The 21285-nt window shown below is 58.5% G+C and carries 17 protein-coding genes and 1 pseudogene; 17 read left to right on the top strand and 1 reads right to left on the bottom strand.

What is annotated here, in order from left to right; translation table 11 throughout:
- The first annotated feature begins 22 nt into the window (after positions 1 to 22).
- From SM764_RS15840 to SM764_RS15920, 17 genes and pseudogenes are all read left to right on the top strand, one after another.
- On the top strand, positions 23 to 3103 hold the full coding sequence (locus tag SM764_RS15840) for an efflux RND transporter permease subunit (protein ID WP_152467182.1): 3081 nt from the start codon (positions 23 to 25) through the stop codon (positions 3101 to 3103).
- 202 nt (positions 3104 to 3305) lie between these two features.
- Positions 3306 to 3728: pseudogene (locus SM764_RS15845) on the top strand (IS66 family transposase); the annotation flags it as partial.
- 123 nt (positions 3729 to 3851) lie between these two features.
- Positions 3852 to 5063: a CaiB/BaiF CoA transferase family protein gene (locus SM764_RS15850; RefSeq protein WP_152467184.1), complete on the top strand. Its 1212-nt coding sequence runs from the start codon at positions 3852 to 3854 to the stop codon at positions 5061 to 5063.
- Positions 5060 to 6226 (top strand): acyl-CoA dehydrogenase family protein, encoded by a 1167-nt coding sequence (locus SM764_RS15855; RefSeq protein ID WP_172975950.1) that lies wholly within the window; start codon positions 5060 to 5062, stop codon positions 6224 to 6226. Before SM764_RS15850 ends, SM764_RS15855 begins: the two co-directional genes overlap by 4 nt.
- Positions 6227 to 6331: 105 nt before the next feature.
- Positions 6332 to 7186 (top strand): SDR family oxidoreductase, encoded by an 855-nt coding sequence (locus SM764_RS15860; protein ID WP_028284935.1) that lies wholly within the window; start codon positions 6332 to 6334, stop codon positions 7184 to 7186.
- A 37-nt stretch (positions 7187 to 7223) separates the two neighbouring features.
- Positions 7224 to 8030 carry an ABC transporter ATP-binding protein gene (locus tag SM764_RS15865; RefSeq protein WP_136340174.1) on the top strand — a complete coding sequence of 269 codons (807 nt, stop codon included), beginning with the start codon at positions 7224 to 7226 and terminating at the stop codon, positions 8028 to 8030.
- Positions 8023 to 9942 carry an AMP-dependent synthetase/ligase gene (locus tag SM764_RS15870; RefSeq protein ID WP_369002208.1) on the top strand — a complete coding sequence of 640 codons (1920 nt, stop codon included), beginning with the start codon at positions 8023 to 8025 and terminating at the stop codon, positions 9940 to 9942. The genes SM764_RS15865 and SM764_RS15870 overlap by 8 nt, the downstream gene beginning before the upstream one ends.
- Entirely contained in the window at positions 9943 to 10830 is an 888-nt protein-coding gene (locus SM764_RS15875) for a branched-chain amino acid ABC transporter permease (RefSeq protein ID WP_142494382.1), read from the top strand.
- A 3-nt stretch (positions 10831 to 10833) separates the two neighbouring features.
- Complete coding sequence (locus SM764_RS15880; RefSeq protein WP_028095207.1) at positions 10834 to 11907, top strand: branched-chain amino acid ABC transporter permease; 1074 nt, start codon at positions 10834 to 10836, stop codon at positions 11905 to 11907.
- Positions 11908 to 11917: 10 nt separating this feature from the next.
- Positions 11918 to 12727, top strand: coding sequence for an ABC transporter ATP-binding protein (locus SM764_RS15885; RefSeq protein ID WP_369002209.1), 810 nt, complete (start codon positions 11918 to 11920; stop codon positions 12725 to 12727).
- 33 nt (positions 12728 to 12760) lie between these two features.
- A complete protein-coding gene (locus tag SM764_RS15890; RefSeq protein WP_394374333.1) occupies positions 12761 to 13999 on the top strand; it encodes an ABC transporter substrate-binding protein in 1239 nt (412 codons plus the stop codon).
- A gap of 97 nt (positions 14000 to 14096) precedes the next feature.
- Positions 14097 to 15347 carry an ABC transporter substrate-binding protein gene (locus tag SM764_RS15895; protein WP_152467189.1) on the top strand — a complete coding sequence of 417 codons (1251 nt, stop codon included), beginning with the start codon at positions 14097 to 14099 and terminating at the stop codon, positions 15345 to 15347.
- Positions 15348 to 15426: 79 nt separating this feature from the next.
- Complete coding sequence (locus SM764_RS15900) at positions 15427 to 16203, top strand: enoyl-CoA hydratase/isomerase family protein (protein ID WP_152467190.1); 777 nt, start codon at positions 15427 to 15429, stop codon at positions 16201 to 16203.
- Between the two features lie 11 nt (positions 16204 to 16214).
- Positions 16215 to 16997, top strand: a complete 783-nt coding sequence (locus SM764_RS15905; protein WP_136340178.1) for an enoyl-CoA hydratase/isomerase family protein — start codon at positions 16215 to 16217, stop codon at positions 16995 to 16997.
- 42 nt (positions 16998 to 17039) lie between these two features.
- A complete protein-coding gene (locus tag SM764_RS15910) occupies positions 17040 to 17798 on the top strand; it encodes an electron transfer flavoprotein subunit beta/FixA family protein (RefSeq protein WP_090029138.1) in 759 nt (252 codons plus the stop codon).
- The gene (locus SM764_RS15915; protein ID WP_152467191.1) at positions 17798 to 18724 is read left to right on the top strand and encodes an electron transfer flavoprotein subunit alpha/FixB family protein; all 927 of its coding nucleotides are present in this window, start codon (positions 17798 to 17800) and stop codon (positions 18722 to 18724) included. Before SM764_RS15910 ends, SM764_RS15915 begins: the two co-directional genes overlap by 1 nt.
- Positions 18725 to 18930: 206 nt before the next feature.
- The gene (locus SM764_RS15920) at positions 18931 to 20088 is read left to right on the top strand and encodes an acyl-CoA dehydrogenase family protein (RefSeq protein ID WP_369002210.1); all 1158 of its coding nucleotides are present in this window, start codon (positions 18931 to 18933) and stop codon (positions 20086 to 20088) included.
- Between the two features lie 21 nt (positions 20089 to 20109).
- On the opposite strand, the gene SM764_RS15925 is transcribed toward SM764_RS15920, so the two are convergent.
- Complete coding sequence (locus SM764_RS15925) at positions 20110 to 21276, bottom strand: CaiB/BaiF CoA transferase family protein (protein WP_152467192.1); 1167 nt, start codon at positions 21274 to 21276, stop codon at positions 20110 to 20112.
- Positions 21277 to 21285: the final 9 nt, after the last annotated feature.

The raw sequence follows: 21285 nt of genomic DNA on the forward strand, positions 1-21285 counted from the left end.
CCTGGACCGGAAAACCGAAACCATGACAATGAGTATTTCCCGCGCAAGCATCCGACGTCCGGTCGCCGTTTGGCTGGCAATTATCTTTTGCCTTCTCGGCGGTTTGTGGGGGCTGAACACGGTCGGACGCCTCGAAGACCCGAGTTTCACGCTCAAGACGGCGCTCGTTTTCGTGCCCTATCCGGGCGCGACGGCGATGGAGGTGGAAGAGGAAGTCACCGATGTCGTGGAAAGCGCACTCCAACAGATGAAGCAGCTCGACCGGGTGGAATCGAAATCCATGCCGGGCATGGCCCAGATCACGGTCGAGATCGAGATGACCTATGGGCCCGACGAGATTCCGCAGGTCTGGGACGAGATGCGCCGCCGTATCCGCGACATCGAAGGAGAGCTTCCCTCCGGTGCGCAGTCTCCGATCATCAATGACGATTTCGGCGACGTCTACGGCATGTTCTACGCTGTGACGGCCGATGGGTTGAGCGCCTCGGAACAGCGAGACCTCGCGACTAAACTGCGGCGCGACCTTGTCACCGTCGACGGGGTGGCCAAGATCGAGGTTCAGGGGCTGGCTGAAGAGGAGATCATCATTTCGATCCCTTCGGCGCGCCTGACCGAACTGGGCCTGCCACCGGACCAGATCCTCGGTATCATCGCCGACGAAAACCAGGTTTTCTCCAACGGCGAGATCAGCGAAGGGCTGTCTCGGCTGGGCGTGTCCGTTCCGCCGGGTTATGTCAGCGTCGAGGGCATAGAGGCGCTGCGGCTCGGCGCCCCCGGAGAGGTCGGGCAGATTGCGCTCTACGACATCGCTCGCGTGGTCCGAGAGGAGACAGAGCGGCCGAGCCAGATCGTGCGTCACAATGGCACGCGGGCCTTCACCCTCGGGGTCTCGGCGCTCGTGGACCGCAACGTTGTCGAGGTCGGCAGATCGGTCGAGGCACGGCTGGACCAGCTGAAGACCGAATTGCCGGACGGCGTCGAGATCGTACCGATCTATGAACAGCATAAGGTCGTCGACGAAGCGGTCTCGAGCTTCCTCGTCGGCCTCGGTCAATCCGTGGCCATCGTCATCGGGGCGCTGATGCTGACCATGGGTTGGCGCGCGGGTTTGGTCGTGGGTGCCACGCTGGGCCTCACGGTTTTTTCCACACTGTTTTTCATGTCTGTCTTCGGCATCGAGATGGAACGGATCAGTCTCGGGGCTTTGATCATCGCCATGGGCATGCTGGTCGACAATGCCATCGTGATCGCCGAAGGCATGCTGATTGGCATGGCGCGGGGCAAGTCCGCCGAAGACGCCGCCGCCGATACAGAGACCGCGACAGGGTTTCCCCTGCTTGGGGCCACCGTGATCGGGATCATGGCGTTTTCGGGCATTGGGCTATCGCCAGACGCCACCGGAGAATTCCTGTTCTCGCTTTTCGCGGTTATCGCGATTTCGTTGCTGATGAGCTGGATCCTCGCCGTAACCGTTACACCCTATCTTGGGAAGCTCCTTCTGAAGGCGCCAAGAGACACCTCCAAGGACCCCTATCGCGGCTTAGTCTATTCGGCTTATCGCGGTTTCCTCTGGATGGCGCTGCGCGCCCGCGTGCTCGTAGTCCTGACGGTCGTCGGAATCACGGTCTGGTCGGTCATGGCCTTCGGCCAAGTCAAGCAGGCTTTCTTTCCGGCGTCGAACACCCCGATATTCTACGTCGAATTCCAGATGCCACAGGGCACGGACATTCGAGCCACGAATGAAGAAATGGCCCGGCTCGAGGCGATCATCTTAGGCGAGGAGATAGTGACGGACGTTACAACGCTTGTCGGGCGAGGGGCCAGCCGCTTCATGCTGACCTACAACCCTGAGCAGGCCGATGCGAGCTACGGTCAGCTGATCGTGCGTGCGACCGATGCCACACTCATCCCCGATGTTGCGGCGCGTCTCAATCGCGAACTGCCGGCGCAATTCCCCAATGCTCTTATCCGCGTCGAGGAGATCGTCTTCGGTCCGCCTGCCGGGGCCGATGTCGCCGTTCGCTTTTCGGGACCCGATCCGGTAGTCCTCCGGCAGCTATCGGATAACGCGCTTGCGATCTTCGACGAGGCCGGCACGATCACAAACCCGCGCACAGACTGGCGACAGCGCGAAATTCTCGTCGAACCCATCGTCGACGAGGCTCGCATGCGGTTGGCCGGTGCGACTCGCGGATCGATTTCCGACACCGTGCAATACGGGACCTCGGGCCTGCGGGTCGGCACCCTGCGCGAAGGCGATGCCGAAATCCCTATGTATCTGCGGCTTCCCGAGGTCGAGCGCGACGGGCTGGATCGTTTGCGCGATCTCTCCGTCTGGTCGCCGGGTGCAAATGGCTATGTGCCGATGGCCAACCTCGTCTCCGGCTTTGAGCCCCGCCTCGTCGAGGCCCTTATCCACCGCCGCGACCGTGAGCGTACGATAACGGTCCTCGGCGGTGCAGGCGGCGACCTGACAGCAGATGAGGCCTTTCGCAGTGTCCGCTCTGATATCGAAGCCATTCGGCTTCCCGAAGGCTACACGATGGAATGGGGTGGCGAGTTCGAAAGCGCGGGAGAAGCGCAGGCAAGTCTCGGCAAACAGCTTCCCTTGGGCTTTCTGGTAATGCTGACAATTTCGATCCTGATGTTCAACAAAGTGCGCCAGCCACTGATCCTGTGGCTCGTGGTTCCGATGTCGGTCACGGGGATGGTTCTTGGTCTGCTGTTCACTGGGCTACCGTTCACGTTCACGGCGCTTCTCGGCTTCTTGTCCCTTTCCGGGATGCTGATGAAGAATGCCATTGTGCTGGTGGAAGAAATCGATCAGCAACGCGCCGAAGGTGTCGAGGACTATCAGGCGGTAATCGATGGCTCGGTCAGCCGTTTGAGGCCCGTCGTGCTGGCTGCGGGCACAACGATTTTCGGTATGACTCCGCTCATATCAGACGCCTTCTTCGCATCGATGGCTGTCACAATCATGGGTGGCCTCGCGTTCGCCTCGATCCTGACACTGGTCGCGGTGCCGGTATTGTATGCGCTGTTCTTCTTGATCAAGCCGCCTAAACAAGAAAACGCTCCTTCAGGTTCCCCAGCGACAGCCTGAACGCAGATGCAGTTATAAGCGTTTCTCTGAGCGCCCTCGACCCGTCTTAAGGACGGTGTAGGCATGTTCCGTCGCCTCAAGCGCGCCTTCGAGAAAACCGCCGAATGTCGGAGCCACTTCGGTGCCGCCAAAGACGAGCGCTTCGTCCCACAGGCCTGAAAGAACGCACGGCAGGCCATAGTTCGGGTGGGCAAAAAAGACAGCGAAACTGCGGCTGGCAGCACGCCAGGCGCACTCCCGCTCCATGGTCTAGGCCTTCAAGGCATGGACCGAGGCCCAACTGCTACGCATTCCCGGCAAGGACGGTCTCGCGAAGGCCTTCCGCTATGGTCTCAGCTGCTGGCCGTCATTCGAGCTCTTCCTTGGAGATGGCCGCGTCGGCATCGACGACACCACCGCCGAGCGCGTCATGCGCCCGATCAGCATCGGGCGAAAAAACTGACTTTTTGCAGGCTCCGACAGCGGTGGCGAAACGCTGTCCCGGGCGATCTCCCTTGTCGAGACAGCCAAGATGAACGGCCACGATCGGCAAGCCTGGCTGGCCGAAATCCTCGACCGCATCCACAATCACATGACCAACCCGCTCAACGAACTGCTTTCATGGAACTGGACGCCGATAAACTGATCCGCGGTAACAACCGGGCGGTTACGTTTTTGGGGAAGTGATTACCTTTGAATCTTGAGGTCCGACTTCGCCTTTGCTAGGAATCGAACAACCATTAGAAAATTAGCAAAGTCGAAAGTGCAGATGTCTGGACCCCTTGATCAACTGAAGATTATAGAACTTGGTCACGTAATTGCCGGACCACTTGCGGCAGCTTTACTCTCGGATTTTGGTGCAGATGTCATCAAGATCGAAGCCCCCAACCGGACGGATATGATGCGCGACCTTGGACCCAAGGCAGAGGATGGGGTGGGCGTCTGGTGGAAGACTTTGGGCCGTAACAAGAAAACACTAGGCCTGGACTGGAAGTCCGACGAGGGCCGGGACATCCTGCGAAAGTTGGTCGAAGATGCCGACGTGCTGATCGAAAATTTCCGACCGGGTGTGCTGGAACGTGCCGGTGTTGGGCCAGACGTCTTGCACGATTGGAACCCGGACTTGGTTGTCTTGCGGGTTTCAGGTTACGGACAGGACGGTCCGATGCGCGACGTGCCAGCGTTTGGGCGTGCTGCGGAGGCCATGAGTGGATTAGCGCATCTGACCGGTTTTCCCGACGGGCCGCCGATGCACCCCGGCTTTCCGGCGGCCGACAGCACGACAGGGCTGATGGGCGCTTTGGGAATCATGATCGCGCTATTTGCTCGCGAAAAGGGCATTGCACGCGGTCAGGTCGTCGATCTTGCGGTGTTCGAGGCGTTGCTTCGGTTGATGGACTATCCTGTTCCCGCATTGACGGGCGCGAACCTCTCGCCGCGGCGCAATGGGCTGCGCCAGCCGATGGACTTTGCTCCGGGGGGGATGTTCCGAACGTCCGATGGGGTGTGGCTGACCGTTTCCGCAGGGAGCGCGGAAACCGCGCACCGACTGTTGCGGGCAGTCGGCGGGGACGCCCTTGCCGATGATCCGCGGTTTGCGACACTCGGCGAGATGTCGCAGCACATGACGGTGGTCTTTGACGCGATCAATGATTTCGTCACGCAGCACACGGCTAAGGAAGTGGAGGCGGTATTCGCCCGCCATGATGCCGTTGCCTCGCGTGTGTTGAGTGTCGAGGAAATCGCGACGAACGAGCAGATACGCCATCGCGGGGATATCGTGTCGGTCGCTGGCGAACAGACTCAGGTCATTGGTCCGGTCCCTCATCTCAGCGCGACGCCCGGTCAGCTTCGTTGGCTGGGACGACCGCCTGGCGCAGACAGCCAAAGCATTCTGCGTGATCTTGGTTTTGACGATGAGCGGATCGCTGCCCTATGTGAGGCTGGGCTCGTAAGATTGGAAAGAGGGCGCGCGCTATGACATTTCGATTGACCGCCGACCAACAAGAGATTCGCGACCAGGTTCTGCGGATTTGCGCAAGGTTCGACGACGACTATTGGCTGGATCGGGATCGCAACGGTGGTTTTCCCCATGAACTGCACAGGGCAATGGCCGATGGCGCCTGGCTGGGTATCGCCATGCCAGAAGCTGTCGGCGGCGCTGGTCTGGGGATCACCGAGGCGACCATAATGATGCAGGCAATCGCCGAGTCGGGGGCCGGCGCAAGCGGAGCCTCGGCCATCCACATGAACATTTTCGGGCTCAACCCGGTGGTGAAGTTTGGGACCGATGAGCAGCGCGCGCGTATGCTTGGCCCTCTAATAGCAGGCGATGAAAAGGCCTGTTTCGCCGTGACCGAACCGACGACGGGGCTGGATACCACAAAGCTGAAGACCATGGCGGTGCGGCGGGGGGACAGATATGTCGTGCACGGACAAAAAGTCTGGATTTCTACCGCGCAGGTGGCAGACAAGATGTTGCTTCTGGCCAGAACAACGCGGCTTGAGGATGTGAGCAGCCCGACCGAAGGGCTGAGCCTGTTCTATACAGATCTCGACCGAAATTTCGTTGACGTGCGAGAGATCGAAAAGATGGGTCGAAAGGCTGTCGATTCGAACGAAGTCTTCATCGATGGATTGCCGATTCCGGCTGAGGACCTGATCGGGGAGGAGGGCAAAGGCTTTAGGCAAATTTTGCACGGGTTGAATCCCGAACGCATCCTGGTGGCCGGTGAATGCATCGGTATTGCGCGCAACGCACTGGCGCGAGCGGCGCATTATGCAAACGAACGTGTGATTTTTGACCGCCCGATCGGCCAAAATCAGGGTGTTCAGCATCCACTCGCCAAAGCCTGGGCGCGAGTGGAATCTGCCAATCTCATGGTGATGCACGCTGCAGCCCTCTACGATGCGGGAGAACCCTGCGGCGTCGAGGCGAACGCCGCCAAGCTTTTGGCCGCCGACGCCGCGGTCGAGGCGACCGAAGCCGCGCAAATTACGTTTGGCGGATTCGGATATGCTAAGGAATATCACGTGGAGCGACTGGTACGTGAAGCTCTGCTGTTCCGCATCGTACCGGTGACACCGCAGATGCTTCTGTCGTTCATAGCAGAAAAAGCCCTTGGACTTCCAAAGTCTTACTGATCGGAGATAACGGGCGGGGCTGGTGGGAAAAGTTGTCTTGACCAATTTTCTAACGCCCGTTAGATTACTGGCAGCTGCCCCTAATGGGGAATGGGAGGAGGCGTCATGAATAAGACGCAGTTTGGGTCTTCGAGGGAGGACCTATCAAAACGTGCAACCGTTTACGCAAGCGGTTTATTCACCGGCAAAGTCGTTGTGGTGACCGGGGCCGGAGGCGGATTGGGGCTGGCAATTGCGACCTTGTTCGCAAGGCTCGGGGCCAATCTGGCGATCAATGGACGCAACGAAGAGAAACTGGCTTTGGCCAAGGAGTTTCTTGAAAGTTTCGGGGGCGAAGTTTTCGCTGTGCCTATGACCATCCGGGAGCCTGAGCAGGTCGAGGATTTTGTCGCCAAGACGAACCAGGAGTTCGGGGCGATTGACGTATTGGTGAACAATGCTGGGGGTCAGTTTCCGCAAGCAGCGTTGGAGTTTAGTCCAAAGGGCTGGAATGCGGTCATAGACACCAACCTGAACGGCACGTGGTGGATGATGCAATCCACGGCGCGCCACTGGGTTGCCAACAAGCAATCGGGCTCCATCGTCAACATCGTGGCCGATATCTGGCGCGGCATGCCCGGCATCGCGCATACCTGTGCGGCCCGGGCAGGGGTAGTTTACCTGTCCAAGTCGGTTGCGGTGGAGTGGGCCCCGCACGGTATCCGAGTGAACTGCGTGGCGCCGGGTTGCTGCGAAAGCAACGGTTTCGGGAACTACCCTCCGGAGGGTTCTGCGACCTTTCAGGACTCCAACCCGATGCGGCACGCCGGGGACGAATGGGATGTCGCTGAAGGGGTTGTCTATATGGCGGCGAATTCAGGGAAATTCGTAACCGGAGAAGTTCTGAACATCGACGGTGGGCAGCAATTGTGGGGGGATCCATGGCCAACGGGGCGGCCGGACTACTTCCGGATTACCTGATGTTGGCCGTGAACCTTAGGGGGACAATGATATCTAGATGACGACAAGGATTAACACAGCAATCGGAGCCGATGATGGGGCGATACTGGAGTGCAGCGGGGTCGAACGACGGTTCGGCGGCATCGTCGCTGTCACCGGTGTTGACCTCGTTATTCGACAAGGGGAAATCTTTGGACTTGTCGGTCCGAATGGCAGCGGCAAGACAACGCTAACAAACGCAATTACCGGATTTTACCCGCCAAACGAGGGCAGGGTCCGGCTGGCAGGAAACGACATTACGGGTACGGCGCCTCACAAGGTTGCCAAGCTCGGCGTTGCCAGAACGTTCCAAAATCTTGCCCTGTTCAACGGGATGAGCGTTCTGGACAACATCCTGCTCGGGCGGCACATCCACATGAGCCCAGGCGTTTTGCGTACGGCGCTATATTGGTGGGCAGCACAGCGTGAAGAAATCGAGAACCGTAAAATCGTCGAGGAGGTGATCGAGTTTCTACAGCTCGAGAGCATTCGGCATGAGTTGGTCGATGGTCTTCCGATCGGGTTGAAAAAGCGGGTCGAGCTGGCGCGGGCATTGGTGGCCGAGCCACAGATGCTGATTCTCGATGAACCGATGGCCGGCATGAACCAGGAAGAGAAAGGGTATATGTCCCGTTTCATTCTGGATGCCCGTGCCGAACGCGGCGTCAGCGTTCTGCTGATCGAACACCATATGGATGTCATCACCGGCATTTGTGATCGGATGCTGGCCCTGAATTATGGTGAAATGATCGCCAGTGGCATCCCCAAGGAGGTTGTGAAGGACCCGCGGGTCATCGAGGCATATATCGGAGGGTCGCATGACTGATTTGACGAAGAAACAGTCTTCGGGCGGCGACACGATCGGCGCAATTCTGGCGCGGAACGCCTCGAAACACGGTTCGGAAATCGCGCTTCGCGAAAAAGAGCGTGGGATCTGGAAGGAAACCACATGGGCGGAATACGCCGAAGAGGTGCTGGCCTGCGCGGCCGGGCTTGAGAAAATCGGCGTAACACCGGGCAAGGCGGTGCTTATCCTGGGCGACAACCGGGCGCGGCTGTATGGCGGAATGCTGGCTATTTCGTTGCTGGGTGCCTATGCAATGCCTGCCTATCCCGGCGCGACGCTCGAAGAACTCCGGCACTTTCTTGGCGAAGTCGAAATCGTCGCGGCCATCGCCGAAGATCAGGAACAGGTTGACAAGATCCTGGAACTGAAGGACGCGGGCGCCGAGGGCATCGACCACATCATTTATGATGAAGCGCGCGGTCTTGGCTTCTACGAGGTTGAAGGACTGTTGTCCTGGGATCACCTGATCGAAGTTGGTCAGCACGATCTGAACGAAACCCCGGGCCTGCGTGAGGAACTGCTTAGTCGTGCGAAGCCGGAAGATCCGGCCATTTTTCTGCACTCCTCCGGAACGACGGGCGCGCCGAAGGGCATCGTACTGAGTCAGAAGAACGTTCTTGCTGCTGCTCGGAATGGACATGCGGCGGGTGCCTTCGACGAAAATGAGGAGATCCTCGCGTACTTGCCGATGGCCTGGGTGGGAGACTACGCCATAACCGTTGCCGCGGCACTCCTTTGGCGTTTCACCGTGAATGTGCCTGAGCGCCAGGAAACGGTCGTGCGCGACATGCGCGAGATCGCTCCGACATTCTATCTGGCGGCGCCAAGAAGCTGGGACCAGATGCTGACGACAATCCAGGTTGGTATCGAAAATTCGACCCCTTTAAAGAAGTGGCTGTACCATTTTTTCATGGATCGGGCCATCGCGGCGGAAACGCGCAAGCTGAATGGCAAAAGCGGCGGTGTTCTTGAGCCATTGGGCCGACTTTTGGGCGAGGCAATCATTTTCGGACCGATCAAGGACCAGTTCGGAATGAGCCGCCTCAAGAACGCGTTCACCGGCGGCGAAGCGATCGGCGAAGACACCTTTGTTTTCTACCGATCCTTGGGAATCAAATTGCGCCAACTCTATGGCCAAACCGAAAACAGCGCGATCAATGCAATTCAGTCTCCGGGTGAAGTGCGCCTTCATACCGTCGGCAAACCCGCGCCCGGCGTCGAGGTGACCATCGCCGAGGACGGGGAGATCCTGGTACGCTCGGACAGCGTATTCGAAGGGTACTTCAACAAACCCGAAGCGACCGCCGAAGCCCTTGAGGGCGGGTGGCTGCATACAGGTGATGCCGGGTATTTGGAGGAAGATGGACACTTGGTTGTTCTGGGGCGCGTCTCCGAGGTCATGCATACGGCCGGAGGCGAGCGGTTTGTGCCAAACTACATCGAGAACCGGTTGAAATTCAGCCCTTATATTAAGGATGCTGCCGTAATCGGCGCCGGGCTGAAGGAACTGACGGCGATGGTCTGCGTGGATTTCGAGGCCGTGGGGCACTGGGCCGAAGTGAACGGCGTACCTTACGTGTCATATGCCGATCTTTCTCAGCGTGAAGAGGTCGCGACGTTGCTTCGCGAGGCCTTCCAACGGGTCAACAAGGCCGTCACCGAACCATTGCGCCTGCAACGCTTTGTCAGTCTGCCGAAAGAATTCGACCCGGACGATGGTGAAATCACACGGACACGAAAACTACGGCGCAAGGTCGTTCAGGAACGCTATGCTGACGTGATCGCGGCGCTCTACGACGGTTCAAAAGAGGTCCATGTAAGCGCGCAGGTGACTTACGAGACCGGGGAAGTAGGGAAGGTCGAAAGAAGCCTTCCCATCAGGGAGGTATAAATGGACTGGGTCTTTCTATCAGAGCTTGCGATCAACGGAGCCTTGACGGGTCTGCTGTACTCGCTATTCGCCATCGGCCTCGTGCTGATTTACAAGGCATCTTCGGTGCCCAATCTGGCGCAGGGCGGGTTGACCATGGTCGGGGCCTATGTGGTCCTGGCGCTGGCACGCGACGTGGGTTTACCCTTGTGGCTGGCCATCCCTCTGGCTGCGGTTGTAATGTTAGGCCTTGGGTTCGGCATTGAGCGTGTTGCCCTGCGCCGTCTCGCAGGTCGGCCGGTTGTCATGATCTTGATGCTGACACTCGGCCTCGACATTTTCCTGCGGGGTACAACGCTTGCGATCTGGGGCGGGACGTCGCGTTCGATGGAACTGGGCGTCAGCTATGATCCGCTGTTCCTGGGCGACATCTTCATCAGCCGCATCCATCTGGTTGGTGCCGGTGTTGCGCTCGCCTTGTTTGTCGCATTCATGCTGTTTTTCCGAACCCGGACCGGGATCAAGTTGCGGGCGATCGCGGATGATTACATGGCTTCGTGGTCGGTCGGTATCGCGGTTGAGCGCGGCGTTGGGTTGTCCTGGGCATTGGCATCCGTTGTTGCCGTCGCCGCTGGCGTTATCTGGGGCGAGATTCAGGGTGTCGATCAGGCGCTGTCGCTGTTGCTTCTCAAAGGTCTGACGGTTGCCGTTCTCGGTGGTCTCGACAGTATCCTTGGCGCCGTGATCGCAGGCATCATCCTGGGCGTCGTCGAAAACGTTGGCGCTGATTTCCTCGATCCGCTTGTCGGAGGCGGAAGCCGTGAGCTTATCGTCGCTGCCGTGCTCATTCTTACCGTCATGATCCGTCCGCACGGGCTGTTCGGTCGTCACGACATCGAAAGGGTGTAAGGCATGTTTTACAGACTTTCTGGCGTCCATCACGCCAACTACGTTTCGGACAGCCGAATCTTCAAGGTGCCTGCTGACCGGAATCTGACAGCATTCATCTTCTTGATTGGCCTTGCCGCGCCATTCATCATCCCGTCGCTTTATCTGAACAGCTACATGCTTCCTTGGCTGATCTGGACGGCCGCCGCGCTTGGATTGAATCTGGTGACAGGTTGGGCAGGCCAACTTCACTTGGGTTATGCTGCAGTCATGGCCGTTGGAGCGTATTCGTCGATCCATGCCGCGCGTTTCGGGGTGCCGTGGGAATTCGCCCTTATCATCGGCGGATTGACGTCATCCGTGATCGGCAGCCTGTTCGCTTTTGCCGCTTTGCGGGTCAAGGGCCTCTATCTCGCTCTCACTACTCTCGCTATGCAATTCGTGATGGACTGGGTTCTGACCCACTCTCCGGCGATCTCGGGGGGCTCACACGCGTCGCTCCAGTCACCGACATTGGCGCTGCTCGGGCAAGAGATTACCACTGATACTGGCTTCTACTATGTCGCCTTCGGCTGGTGTGTGTTGGTGACGATCTTCATGCTTAATCTCAAGCGGACTGGACTCGGTCGCGCCTTGGTCGCTGTCCGGGAAAAAGACTTTGCGGCCGCGATCCTGGGTGTGAACAGTTTCTACTACAAAATCCTCGCATTCGCGACTTCTTCGTTCATCGCAGGCGTCAGCGGTGCGTTGCTTGTTGCCACCTTTTTCTTTCTCGCCGCACCCGAGCAATTCTCGGTTGCCGTTTCGATCCAGGTTCTTGCGATGGTGATTGTTGGCGGCCTTGGCAGCATTATCGGTTCCTATTTCGGTGTTGCCCTGATCCTTCTTGTTCCGGGTATCGTGAACGGTCTCGTCGTCACGTTGAGTGACGGGCTTGGCATGCAGATCGATGTTGAAACACTCGCTCACATCCCGAACGCAGTCTATGGCGCACTGATCGTCATTATCCTTCTGATCGAACCACTCGGTTTGGGAAAACTCTACGGCAACATCAGAGACTATCTGATGGTCTGGCCCTTCGATCAGTTCAAGAAATAGGGGAATGCCGATGCAAGAAAAAGTTGAAGCCCAGAACATTCTGTCCATGAACAGTGTCGAGGTGCTGTACGACAATGTAATGCTGGCGATCAAAGGTGTTTCGGTTCAGGTTCCAAAGGGCGAGATGATCGCACTTTTGGGTTCTAACGGAGCGGGAAAAAGCACCACGTTGAAAGCGATCAGCGGTCTTTTGAAAGCCGAGCGCGGACGCATCAGCCGAGGTGAGATAACGTTCCAGGGAGCGGACATTACCGAAGCGCTCGCGCAAAAACGCGTCGAGATGGGCATCTGTCATGTCATCGAAGGGCGACGAGTCTTCGAACACCTGACCCCCGACGAGAACCTGACCGCCGCCGCGCCGCGCGGAATGTCCCGATCAACGCTGAATGCGGAAAAGGACAAGATCTACGGATATTTTCCGCGGCTTGCCGAACGCAAGAATTCGCAAGCAGGCTATTTGTCGGGTGGTGAGCAACAGATGCTTGCCATTGGGCGGGCCCTCGTGACCCAGCCGAAGCTGTTGATGCTTGATGAACCAAGTCTCGGGCTTGCTCCGTTCCTGGTCGAGGAAATCTTCGGCATCTTGCAAAAGATCAATAAGGATGAGGGCCTGTCCGTCCTGCTGGTGGAACAGAACGCCTTGGCGGCTCTGGAAATCGTTTCGCAAGGGTACCTTATCGAAAACGGCCGCGTTGTTATGCACGGCACCGCCGAGGCGCTCAAATCTAACTCCGACATTCAGGAGTTCTATCTAGGCGGCGGAGAGACCGATTTTCACAACGTCAAGCACTACAGCCGACGCAAACGTTGGTTGAGTTGAGGTACTAATCAGAAGTTGTTCAGGGAGGAACAAATGAAGAAACTTACCAAAGCGTTGGCCGTATTATCAATGTTCGGCGGAGCAATGTTTGGCACCCAGACGCTGGCTGAGCCATTCAAGATCGGCATCTGCTACGATCTCAGCAAGGCCTATACCTTTGCCACGCCGCAGGTTTCGCAGGCCGCGATGGACCTTGCCAAGCTCATCAACATGAAGGGCGGCATCGGTGGGGAACCGGTCGAAGTCATCGTGCGTGACCACGGGAACGAACCGCAGCGCGGAATCGAGTGCTACTCCAAGCTCAGCCGCGAGGGTGTATTCGTCTTCGATACCCTGTCCACTCCGGTCTCTCTGGCTATCCTGCCGCGGGCCATGGAAGACGGGCGTATCCTGATGCAGTCGCTTGTCGGCCGAGGCGATGCCGTTGACGGCACCGTTTTCGAATGGGTCTATCCGGTCGGACCGACCTATTGGGGACAGGCGGCCAATGATGTTGCCTACATAAAGCAATTGCATGATGGCGACTTGTCGGACGTGAAGGTGGGGTTTGTGTATTTCGATTACCCTTTCGGACAGGAGCCGATCGAGATCCTGGAAACCTTGTCCGAAAAAGAGGGTTTCGAGCTTGAGCTGTACCCCGTGCCGCTTCCGGGCAGTGACCAGGCCGGTGTGTGGTCCAAGGTGCGCCGCGACAAGCCCGATCATGTAATCGTCTGGATGTTGGGCGGTGCGCATGTGGTTGCGTCGAAGGAGATGCAGCGCAATCGCATTCCGATGGACAAGTACATCTCGGTCAACTGGTTGAACGAAGTCGATATCGCCAACATCGGTGAAGAGGCCGCCAAGGGTATCAAGCGCGGTACCAATGTCGTGGGCGGTCAGGATATTGCCCTGTATCAGGAAATCATGTCCGAGCTTTATGACAAGGGCGAGGGGTCCGGCCCGATCGAGAAGACGCAGGACGTTTTCTACAACACCGGTCTGGCGATGTATTCAATCATGTTCGAAGCCGCGCGCAGGGCGGCAGAACAGGAAGGCCTTCCGATAACCGCGGAGTCCTACAAAGCCGGACTGGAATCTCTTGAGGGATACGACGCGAACGGGCTGATGGCCCCCATTACGGTGACGGCCGAAGATCATGGCGGCGGCGGTAAGACCCGGATCGAGATGTGGGACGGGGAGACTTGGGTGCCGCAAACCGACTGGATCTCTGAGTACACGGACGTCGTGTGGGACGTGGTGAAAGAAAGTTCCTCAAAATACGAGCAGTGAAAGACAGGTAGCAGGAAGGGTGACGCTACGCAGGGCGGCAGCGGCGCTTACGAAACGGTATCATCGCCCTAAACCCTAGAAACGGGAGAGAGAAAACATGAAAGTCAAACAGCACATTAAGGCAGTGGTCCTTGCTACTGCGCTGGCTGCAAGCGCGACTGTGGCCTCAGCGCAGGACAAGGAGCCGATCCGCTTCGGACTCTGCTTCGACCTCAGTAAATCCTACACGTTCATTTCGCCGCAGGTGGCCCAGGCCGCGCAGGATCTCGCGATGTACACCAACGAAAACGGTGGTATTGAAGGGCATCCGGTTGAAGTCATCATTCGCGATCACGGCAACGAACCGCAGCGTGGCGTGGAATGCTATGAGCAGCTCAAGCGCGAAGGCGTTTTCCTTTTCAATTTTCTGTCCACGCCGGTCACGAACGCGGTTTTGCCGCGTGCCATGAAGGACGGTAACGTACTGATGCAGTCTTTCGTTGGCCGCGGTGACGCGGTGGACGGCGAAGTGTTCGAATGGGTTTTCCCGGTCGGTCCGACGTACTGGCAGCAGGCGGCAAATGACGTTGCCTTCATCAAGGGTCAGATGGGCGGTGACTTGAGCAAGGCGAAGATCGGGTTCATCTATCTGGATTATCCCTTTGGCCAGGAACCGATCGAGATCCTGAAAACGCTTTCCGAAAAGGAAGGGTTCGAGTTGGAGCTGTATCCCGTACCGCTTCCCGGGTCGGATCAAGCCGGCGCATGGAGCAAAATCCGCCGCGACAAGCCCGACTATGTGATCAGCTGGCTACTGGCGGGCGGACATGTGGTCGCCTCGAAGGAAATGCGCCGCAACCGTTTCCCGATCGACCGCTATCTGTCGGTGAACTGGCTGAACGAAGTCGATATCGCCAATATCGGCGCGGAAGAGGCGAAAGGCATCCTGCGCGGGACGAACGTGGCCGGTGGCCAGGAAGTTCCGATCGTCAAGACGATGCTGGACACCTACTATGCCAATGGCAAGGGCAGCGGACCCGAGAGCCTCGTGCGCGACGTGTACTACAATACGGGCATGGCGATCTACTCGGCCGGTTTCGAAGCTGCGCGTATTGCGATTACCGAAAACGGTTGGCCGATCACACCGGAAACCATGAAGAATGCCTTTGAATCGATCGAGAACTTCGATGGAAACGGCATCATGGCCCCGGTTACAGTGACCGACAAAGACCACGGAGGTGGTGGCAAGACCCGGGTCGAACAGTGGAATGGCGAAACCTGGGTTCCGCTGACCGACTGGAGCGCCGACTATCTCGACGTTGTTTGGGATGTCATCAAGCACAGCTCGGCGACTTTCACCGTCGAATAAGACTGGGCTTCCCCGCGGCAGACACGTCGCGGGGAAGCTTTCCGCAGTTAGATTGTCCCGAGAAAGCGAAGCAGGTATCATGAGCCCCATTGACGTGAAGATCGAAGACGGAATTGCAACCGTCTGTATTAACCGGCCCGAACGCAAAAACGCACTTTCCGTGGCGGCTACGAACGGGCTGACCGATGCTTGGGAAAAGATCGAGGCGGATGACAGCGTTCGTGTGGCCATTCTGACTTCGGCCGATTGTGGCGTGTTCAGCGCCGGACTGGATCTGAAGGAAGCCACAAAAATCGCACGCGACGAGGGCGTCGATATTCTGACCAAGATGCGCGACCCGTTTCACGAGACAATGCGCGCCTGCAAGAAACCGATCATCGCGGCGATGACGGGGTCGCTGATGGCGGGCGGAATGATGCTGACTTTGAATTGCGATCTGCGGGTCGGTCTCAAGGGGACCAAGGTCGGTATCACCGAAGTAAAGATCGGTCGTGGATCGCCTTGGGCATCGCCAGCATTGTCCATGCTGCCGCAGCCCATCCTTATGGAAATAGTTCTGACCGGCGACTTGATGCCGATCGAGCGCCTGCACGAATACGGGTTCACCAACTATATCGAAGACACTCCCGATGCTGTCCGCGCACGGGCCTTCGACCTTGCCAAACGCATTGCCAGCGCGGCCCCGCTGTCGGTTGTTGCCGCGAAAGGCAGTGTTCGCGCAACCATGGATCTTGGCTGTGCCGGTGGTCTGGAAGAGGGCAAGCGCCTGCACGAGGTGGTTTACGCCAGCAACGACGCGATTGAAGGCCCAAAGGCCTTTGCTGAAAAGCGAGCACCCGTCTGGACCGGGACCTGATGGAGGCTTGAATGACTGAGCTTATTCGCCTGGACAGGGATGGCCCTGTCGGAATCCTGCGGTTTCTTCAGCCGACAAAACGCAACCCTTACAGCATCGGGTTCGTCGAAGAACTAGTGGCGCTCCTGCGCGAAGCCGAACGGGACGCTACGATCCGTGTCGTTGTTATGACCGGTGGCGATCATTTCAGCAGCGGCGGCGATCTTGTCGGGTTTCAGTCTGAGATCGCGAAAGGCGCAAAGGCGACATCGGAAATGGTGGAGCTGGTTCACGATGGCGGACGCGCGGCCTATCTGTTTCGCAAACCTCTGATTTCCGCGGTATGCGGCGTGGCTTTTGGCGCGGGTTTAAGCCTGGCCTTGTCGGCGGACATTGTCGTTGCTGCCGAAGATGCCCGGCTGTGCGAAGTTTTTGCGCGCGTCGGCGGCTGTCCTGACACGGGATCAAGCTGGCTGCTTCAACAGCGTGCCGGTGCGGGGGTGGCGCGGATGCTGGTGCTCACGGGCCGCGAGATCGACGGACGCACCGCTAGGGACCTGCGCGTTGTCGAAGAATGCGTGCCGGCCAACCAGGTCGAGGTACGGGCGTTGGAAATTGCCCGCGAGATTGCAACGCACCCGATGTTTGGCGTTCAGACCGCCAAGCGTGTGATGCGCGCCGCAGCCGAGTGCAGCTATCTCGAGGCGCTGGATATCGAGCGCGATGCCCAAAGCGTTTTGCTGTGCGCGCATGACTTTCCCGAGGCGATGAAAGCGTTCTCGGAAAAAAGAACTCCAGAATTCAAAGACCGTTAGCTCGGTTGAAACCTTATCGCAAAACTCAAGGAGCCCACGCCAATGAAGGTACTCGTGCCTGTGAAACGCGTGATCGACTACAACGTGAAGGTCCGCGTCAAGGCGGATGGCAGCGGTGTCGATCTCGCCAACGTTAAGATGTCGATGAACCCGTTCGACGAAATCGCCGTTGAAGAGGCGATCCGCCTGAAAGAGGCGGGAAAAGCCGAAGAGGTCGTCGCGGTATCCATCGGCGTCAAACAGGCGCAGGAAACCCTGCGCACCGCACTGGCCATGGGCGCCGACCGCGCCATCCTGGTCGTCGCAGCGGATGACGTGCACCAGGATATCGAGCCGCTGGCAGTGGCCAAGATCCTTGCCAAGGTCGTGGAAGAGGAACAGCCCGGTCTGGTTCTCTGCGGCAAGCAGGCGATCGACAACGACATGAATGCCACCGGCCAGATGCTGTCGGCGATCCTCGGTTGGAGCCAGGCGACCTTTGCCTCGGAAGTGGGCATCGATGGCGACAGCGCCGTCGTCACCCGCGAGGTCGATGGCGGCCTGCAGACCATCAAGGTCAAGATGCCGACCGTCGTTTCCGTCGACCTGCGCCTGAACGAACCGCGCTATGCGTCGCTGCCCAACATCATGAAGGCCAAGAAAAAGCCGCTGGATGAAAAGACCGCCGCCGATTACGGCGTCGACGTCACCCCGCGCCTGACCGTGGTCAAGACGTCCGAGCCGGCCGAACGCGCCGCCGGTGAAATGGTTGGCTCGGTCGACGAGCTGGTTGCGAAACTCAAGGAAAAGGGGGCGGTGTGATGGCTGTTCTTCTTCTTGCCGAAGTCAACAATGGTGAACTGTCGATGGACGCGACCGCAAAGGCGGTCACCGCGTCCAAGGCCCTGGGCGACGTGACGGTTCTGTGCGCCGGCGCATCCGCCGCCGACGCCGCGAAAGAAGCCGCGACAATTGATGGCGTGGCCAAGGTGCTGGTCGCCGAAGACCCCGCGCTGGGTCATCGCCTGGCGGAATCGACCGCCGACCTGATCGTGTCGCTGGCAGGCGATTACGATCACATCGTGGCGCCCGCCACCACCGACGCCAAGAACGTGCTGCCCCGCGTGGCCGCGCTGCTGGACGTGATGATGCTGACCGACGTCTCGGGCGTGGTCGATGCCGACACGTTCGAGCGCCCGATCTATGCAGGTAACGCGATCCAGACGGTGAAATCGGGCGACGCGAAAAAGGTCGTGTCCTTCCGTACCGCCAGCTTCGACGCGGCCGGCACCGGTGGCTCGGCCGCCGTGGAAACCGTGGGCGGGGCCTCCGCTTCGGGCCTGTCGGAATGGGTCGAAGACAAGGTCGCCGAAAGCGACCGTCCCGAACTGACCTCGGCCGGTATCGTGGTGTCGGGCGGCCGTGGCGTCGGCTCGGAAGACGATTTCGCGCTGATCGAGAAACTGGCCGACAAGCTGGGCGCCGCCGTTGGCGCATCCCGCGCCGCCGTCGACTCGGGCTTTGCACCGAACGACTGGCAGGTTGGCCAGACCGGCAAGGTGGTCGCGCCTGACCTGTATATTGCCGTCGGCATCTCGGGTGCGATCCAGCACCTTGCGGGCATGAAGGACAGCAAGATCATCGTCGCGATCAACAAGGACGAAGAGGCCCCGATCTTCCAGGTGGCCGATTACGGTCTGGTCGCCGACCTGTTCGAAGCTGTGCCTGAACTGACCGACAAGCTGTAAGTCCATTGCAAAAATTACAAAAAGGCCCGCCTGTTTTGTCGGGCCTTTTTGTACGAGCCGAATGGGCGGCGCGTTGATTGGAAAAATCCGGATGCGCACGGTCCGAAGCCGTGTGACGCTCCGTCAGAACGGCTCGGGTTCATTGTCGAGAAAAAAAACACTTGTTAGATTTCCTCAATGCAAGCATGACTCGATAGGAATAAAACATGTCTCTGATCAAGAACTCCCCGAGTTGGGCAGTGGATGAACACAAGATGTTCGCCGATAGTACACGCAGGCTTTTCGATGCAGAGATGGCTCCGAAGATTGGAAAATGGGCGGAGCAGGGAATTGTTGACCGCGACTTCTGGAAAACAGTCGGTCAGCAGGGTGTCATGGGTGGCTCGATTGCCGAAGAATATGGTGGTTTCGGTGGCGGCATCGGGTTCGACGCGATTACCGTCTACGAGCAGGGGCGCACCGGTGATACGGGTTGGGGCTATGGGATTCAGTCCATCGTAATCCATTATCTCAACGCATATGGCAGTGAGGAACAGAAGAAAAAGTGGTTGCCGAAACTGGTCAGCGGCGACAGCGTTGCGGCGATTGCCATGACCGAGCCTGGAACGGGCTCTGACCTCCAGAACGTACAAACCTATGCGGAAAAGGATGGCAACCACTACAAGATCAACGGTTCGAAGATCTTTATCACAAACGGGCACACGGCGGATCTCGTTGTTATCGTGGCAAAGACCGATCGCAACGCCGGCGCCAAGGGCGTTTCGTTGATCGTTCTGGAAACCGAGGGCGCCGAGGGCTTTCGCCGGGGACGGAACCTGAAGAAACTGGGTATGAAAGGTTCGGATACTGCTGAGCTGTTCTTCGAGGATGTGCGCGTGCCCACGGCGAACCTGCTTGGTCCGGAAGAGGGGCAGGGGTTCTACCAGCTGATGAAGCAGCTGCCTTGGGAGCGGCTGATGATCGGCATTACCGCGCTCGGTTTTATTGATTTTGCGATCGATGAAACGGTGAAATATGTTCAGGACCGCAAGGCATTTGGAAGCCGGATCATGGACTTCCAGAATACACGCTTCAAACTGGCGGAATGCAAAACCAAGGCCGAATTGCTACGTTCTTTCGTAAATGACGGGCTCGCGCGTCTTGAAGCGGGCGAACTTGATGCGGCCACGGCTTCGATGGCGAAATGGTGGGGCAGCCAGACGCAGAACGAGGTCATGCATGAATGCCTGCAACTGCACGGCGGTTACGGTTTCATGATGGAATACCCCATCGCGCGACTTTATGCCGACAGCAGGGTCCAGATGATCTATGGCGGCACCAACGAGATCATGAAGGAACTGATCGCACGCTCGATGGATGTTTGATCCGTCCGGTGCCGGGTGGGGCTATTCCCTGCCCGGTCCCAGAATTTCGTCGCTGTGTTCCCCAAGTCGCGGGGCCGGGCGATGATCATGTCGCGCAGGGGTCGCCGAAAAGCGAGCCGGCGGGCGTGTCGTCCAGATCGCACCTTCGGTCGGGTGATCAATCCGTTGAAAGAACCCGGTTGCGGCAAGATGGGGATCGTTCGGCAAATCTGACAGGTTGCGCACTGGCATGGCGGGTATGTCGGCCTGCTCCATGAGGTCAAGCCACTCATCTGTGGTCCGGGTCAGCGCAATCTGCGCCACCATATCGTATACTGCGCCGATGTTGCGGCTTCGGGCATCCATGTCAGTGACCCAGACATGGTCGATCATGTCGTCGCGCCCGACCGCCTGAAAGAACCGCGCCCATTGCACGTTGGTGTAGGGCAGAATGGTGATGTAGCCATCTGCGGTCTGAACCGGACGCCGGTGCGGAACCAGCATGCGGGCATAGCCGAAATCCTGCGGAGTCTCCTCGAAGGTGGCGCCATCCATGTGTTCGGCCAGCAGGAAGGCGGCCAGCGTCTCAAACATCGGAACTTCGACATGCTGGGCCTGTCCCGTACGCTCGCGGTGGAACAGGGCGCCCATCACGGCATAGGCGGCGGTCACGCCGCCAAGCTTGTCGGCCAGAATTGTCGGGGCATAAGCGGGCGGTGCCTCGGGGTCGCGCAAGGTTGCCAGGCTGGCCAATCCCGACACCGACTGGACGGAATCGTCGAATGCTGGCTTGGCGGCATAGGGCCCGTCCTGTCCGAAACCGGTGGCGGATACCGTGATCAGGTTCGGGTTTTCCTGGCGCAGGGTTTCGGGATCCAAAGACAATCTGGCAAGCGCCGCAGGCCGGATGCTCGAAATCATCACATCGGCATCGATGAGCAGTTTGCGCAACTGATCGAGACCGGTTTGTGTTTTGAGGTCGAGTACGACACTGCGCTTGTTACGGTTGGTCCCCAGAAAAGCGGCCCCCATCAGCTTGTTGCGCGATGGCTGGACCTGGCGAAGAAGATCGCCCTCGGGGCCTTCCACCTTGATCACATCGGCCCCCAGATCGCCCAGCATCTGCGTCGCCAAAGGTCCGAAAACTACAGAAGTCAGATCGACGATCTTCACGTCTTGAAGGATCGCCGGATTGTTCTCATCGGTCATTTGATTGTC

This window comes from Pseudophaeobacter sp. 1A16562 (assembly GCF_041008785.1).
Taxonomy (GTDB): domain Bacteria; phylum Pseudomonadota; class Alphaproteobacteria; order Rhodobacterales; family Rhodobacteraceae; genus Phycobacter; species Phycobacter gallaeciensis_A.

Coding starts and splice junctions, on each gene's coding strand:
- SM764_RS15905 (WP_136340178.1), top strand. CDS start 16,215: ATGACTGAGCTTATTCGCCTGGACAGGGATGGCCCTGTCGGAATCCTG.
- SM764_RS15900 (WP_152467190.1), top strand. CDS start 15,427: ATGAGCCCCATTGACGTGAAGATCGAAGACGGAATTGCAACCGTCTGT.
- SM764_RS15870 (WP_369002208.1), top strand. CDS start 8,023: ATGACTGATTTGACGAAGAAACAGTCTTCGGGCGGCGACACGATCGGC.
- SM764_RS15880 (WP_028095207.1), top strand. CDS start 10,834: ATGTTTTACAGACTTTCTGGCGTCCATCACGCCAACTACGTTTCGGAC.
- SM764_RS15850 (WP_152467184.1), top strand. CDS start 3,852: ATGTCTGGACCCCTTGATCAACTGAAGATTATAGAACTTGGTCACGTA.
- SM764_RS15865 (WP_136340174.1), top strand. CDS start 7,224: ATGACGACAAGGATTAACACAGCAATCGGAGCCGATGATGGGGCGATA.
- SM764_RS15875 (WP_142494382.1), top strand. CDS start 9,943: ATGGACTGGGTCTTTCTATCAGAGCTTGCGATCAACGGAGCCTTGACG.
- SM764_RS15895 (WP_152467189.1), top strand. CDS start 14,097: ATGAAAGTCAAACAGCACATTAAGGCAGTGGTCCTTGCTACTGCGCTG.
- SM764_RS15890 (WP_394374333.1), top strand. CDS start 12,761: ATGAAGAAACTTACCAAAGCGTTGGCCGTATTATCAATGTTCGGCGGA.
- SM764_RS15910 (WP_090029138.1), top strand. CDS start 17,040: ATGAAGGTACTCGTGCCTGTGAAACGCGTGATCGACTACAACGTGAAG.
- SM764_RS15855 (WP_172975950.1), top strand. CDS start 5,060: ATGACATTTCGATTGACCGCCGACCAACAAGAGATTCGCGACCAGGTT.
- SM764_RS15920 (WP_369002210.1), top strand. CDS start 18,931: ATGTCTCTGATCAAGAACTCCCCGAGTTGGGCAGTGGATGAACACAAG.
- SM764_RS15925 (WP_152467192.1), bottom strand. CDS start 21,276: ATGACCGATGAGAACAATCCGGCGATCCTTCAAGACGTGAAGATCGTC.
- SM764_RS15915 (WP_152467191.1), top strand. CDS start 17,798: ATGGCTGTTCTTCTTCTTGCCGAAGTCAACAATGGTGAACTGTCGATG.
- SM764_RS15840 (WP_152467182.1), top strand. CDS start 23: ATGACAATGAGTATTTCCCGCGCAAGCATCCGACGTCCGGTCGCCGTT.
- SM764_RS15885 (WP_369002209.1), top strand. CDS start 11,918: ATGCAAGAAAAAGTTGAAGCCCAGAACATTCTGTCCATGAACAGTGTC.
- SM764_RS15860 (WP_028284935.1), top strand. CDS start 6,332: ATGAATAAGACGCAGTTTGGGTCTTCGAGGGAGGACCTATCAAAACGT.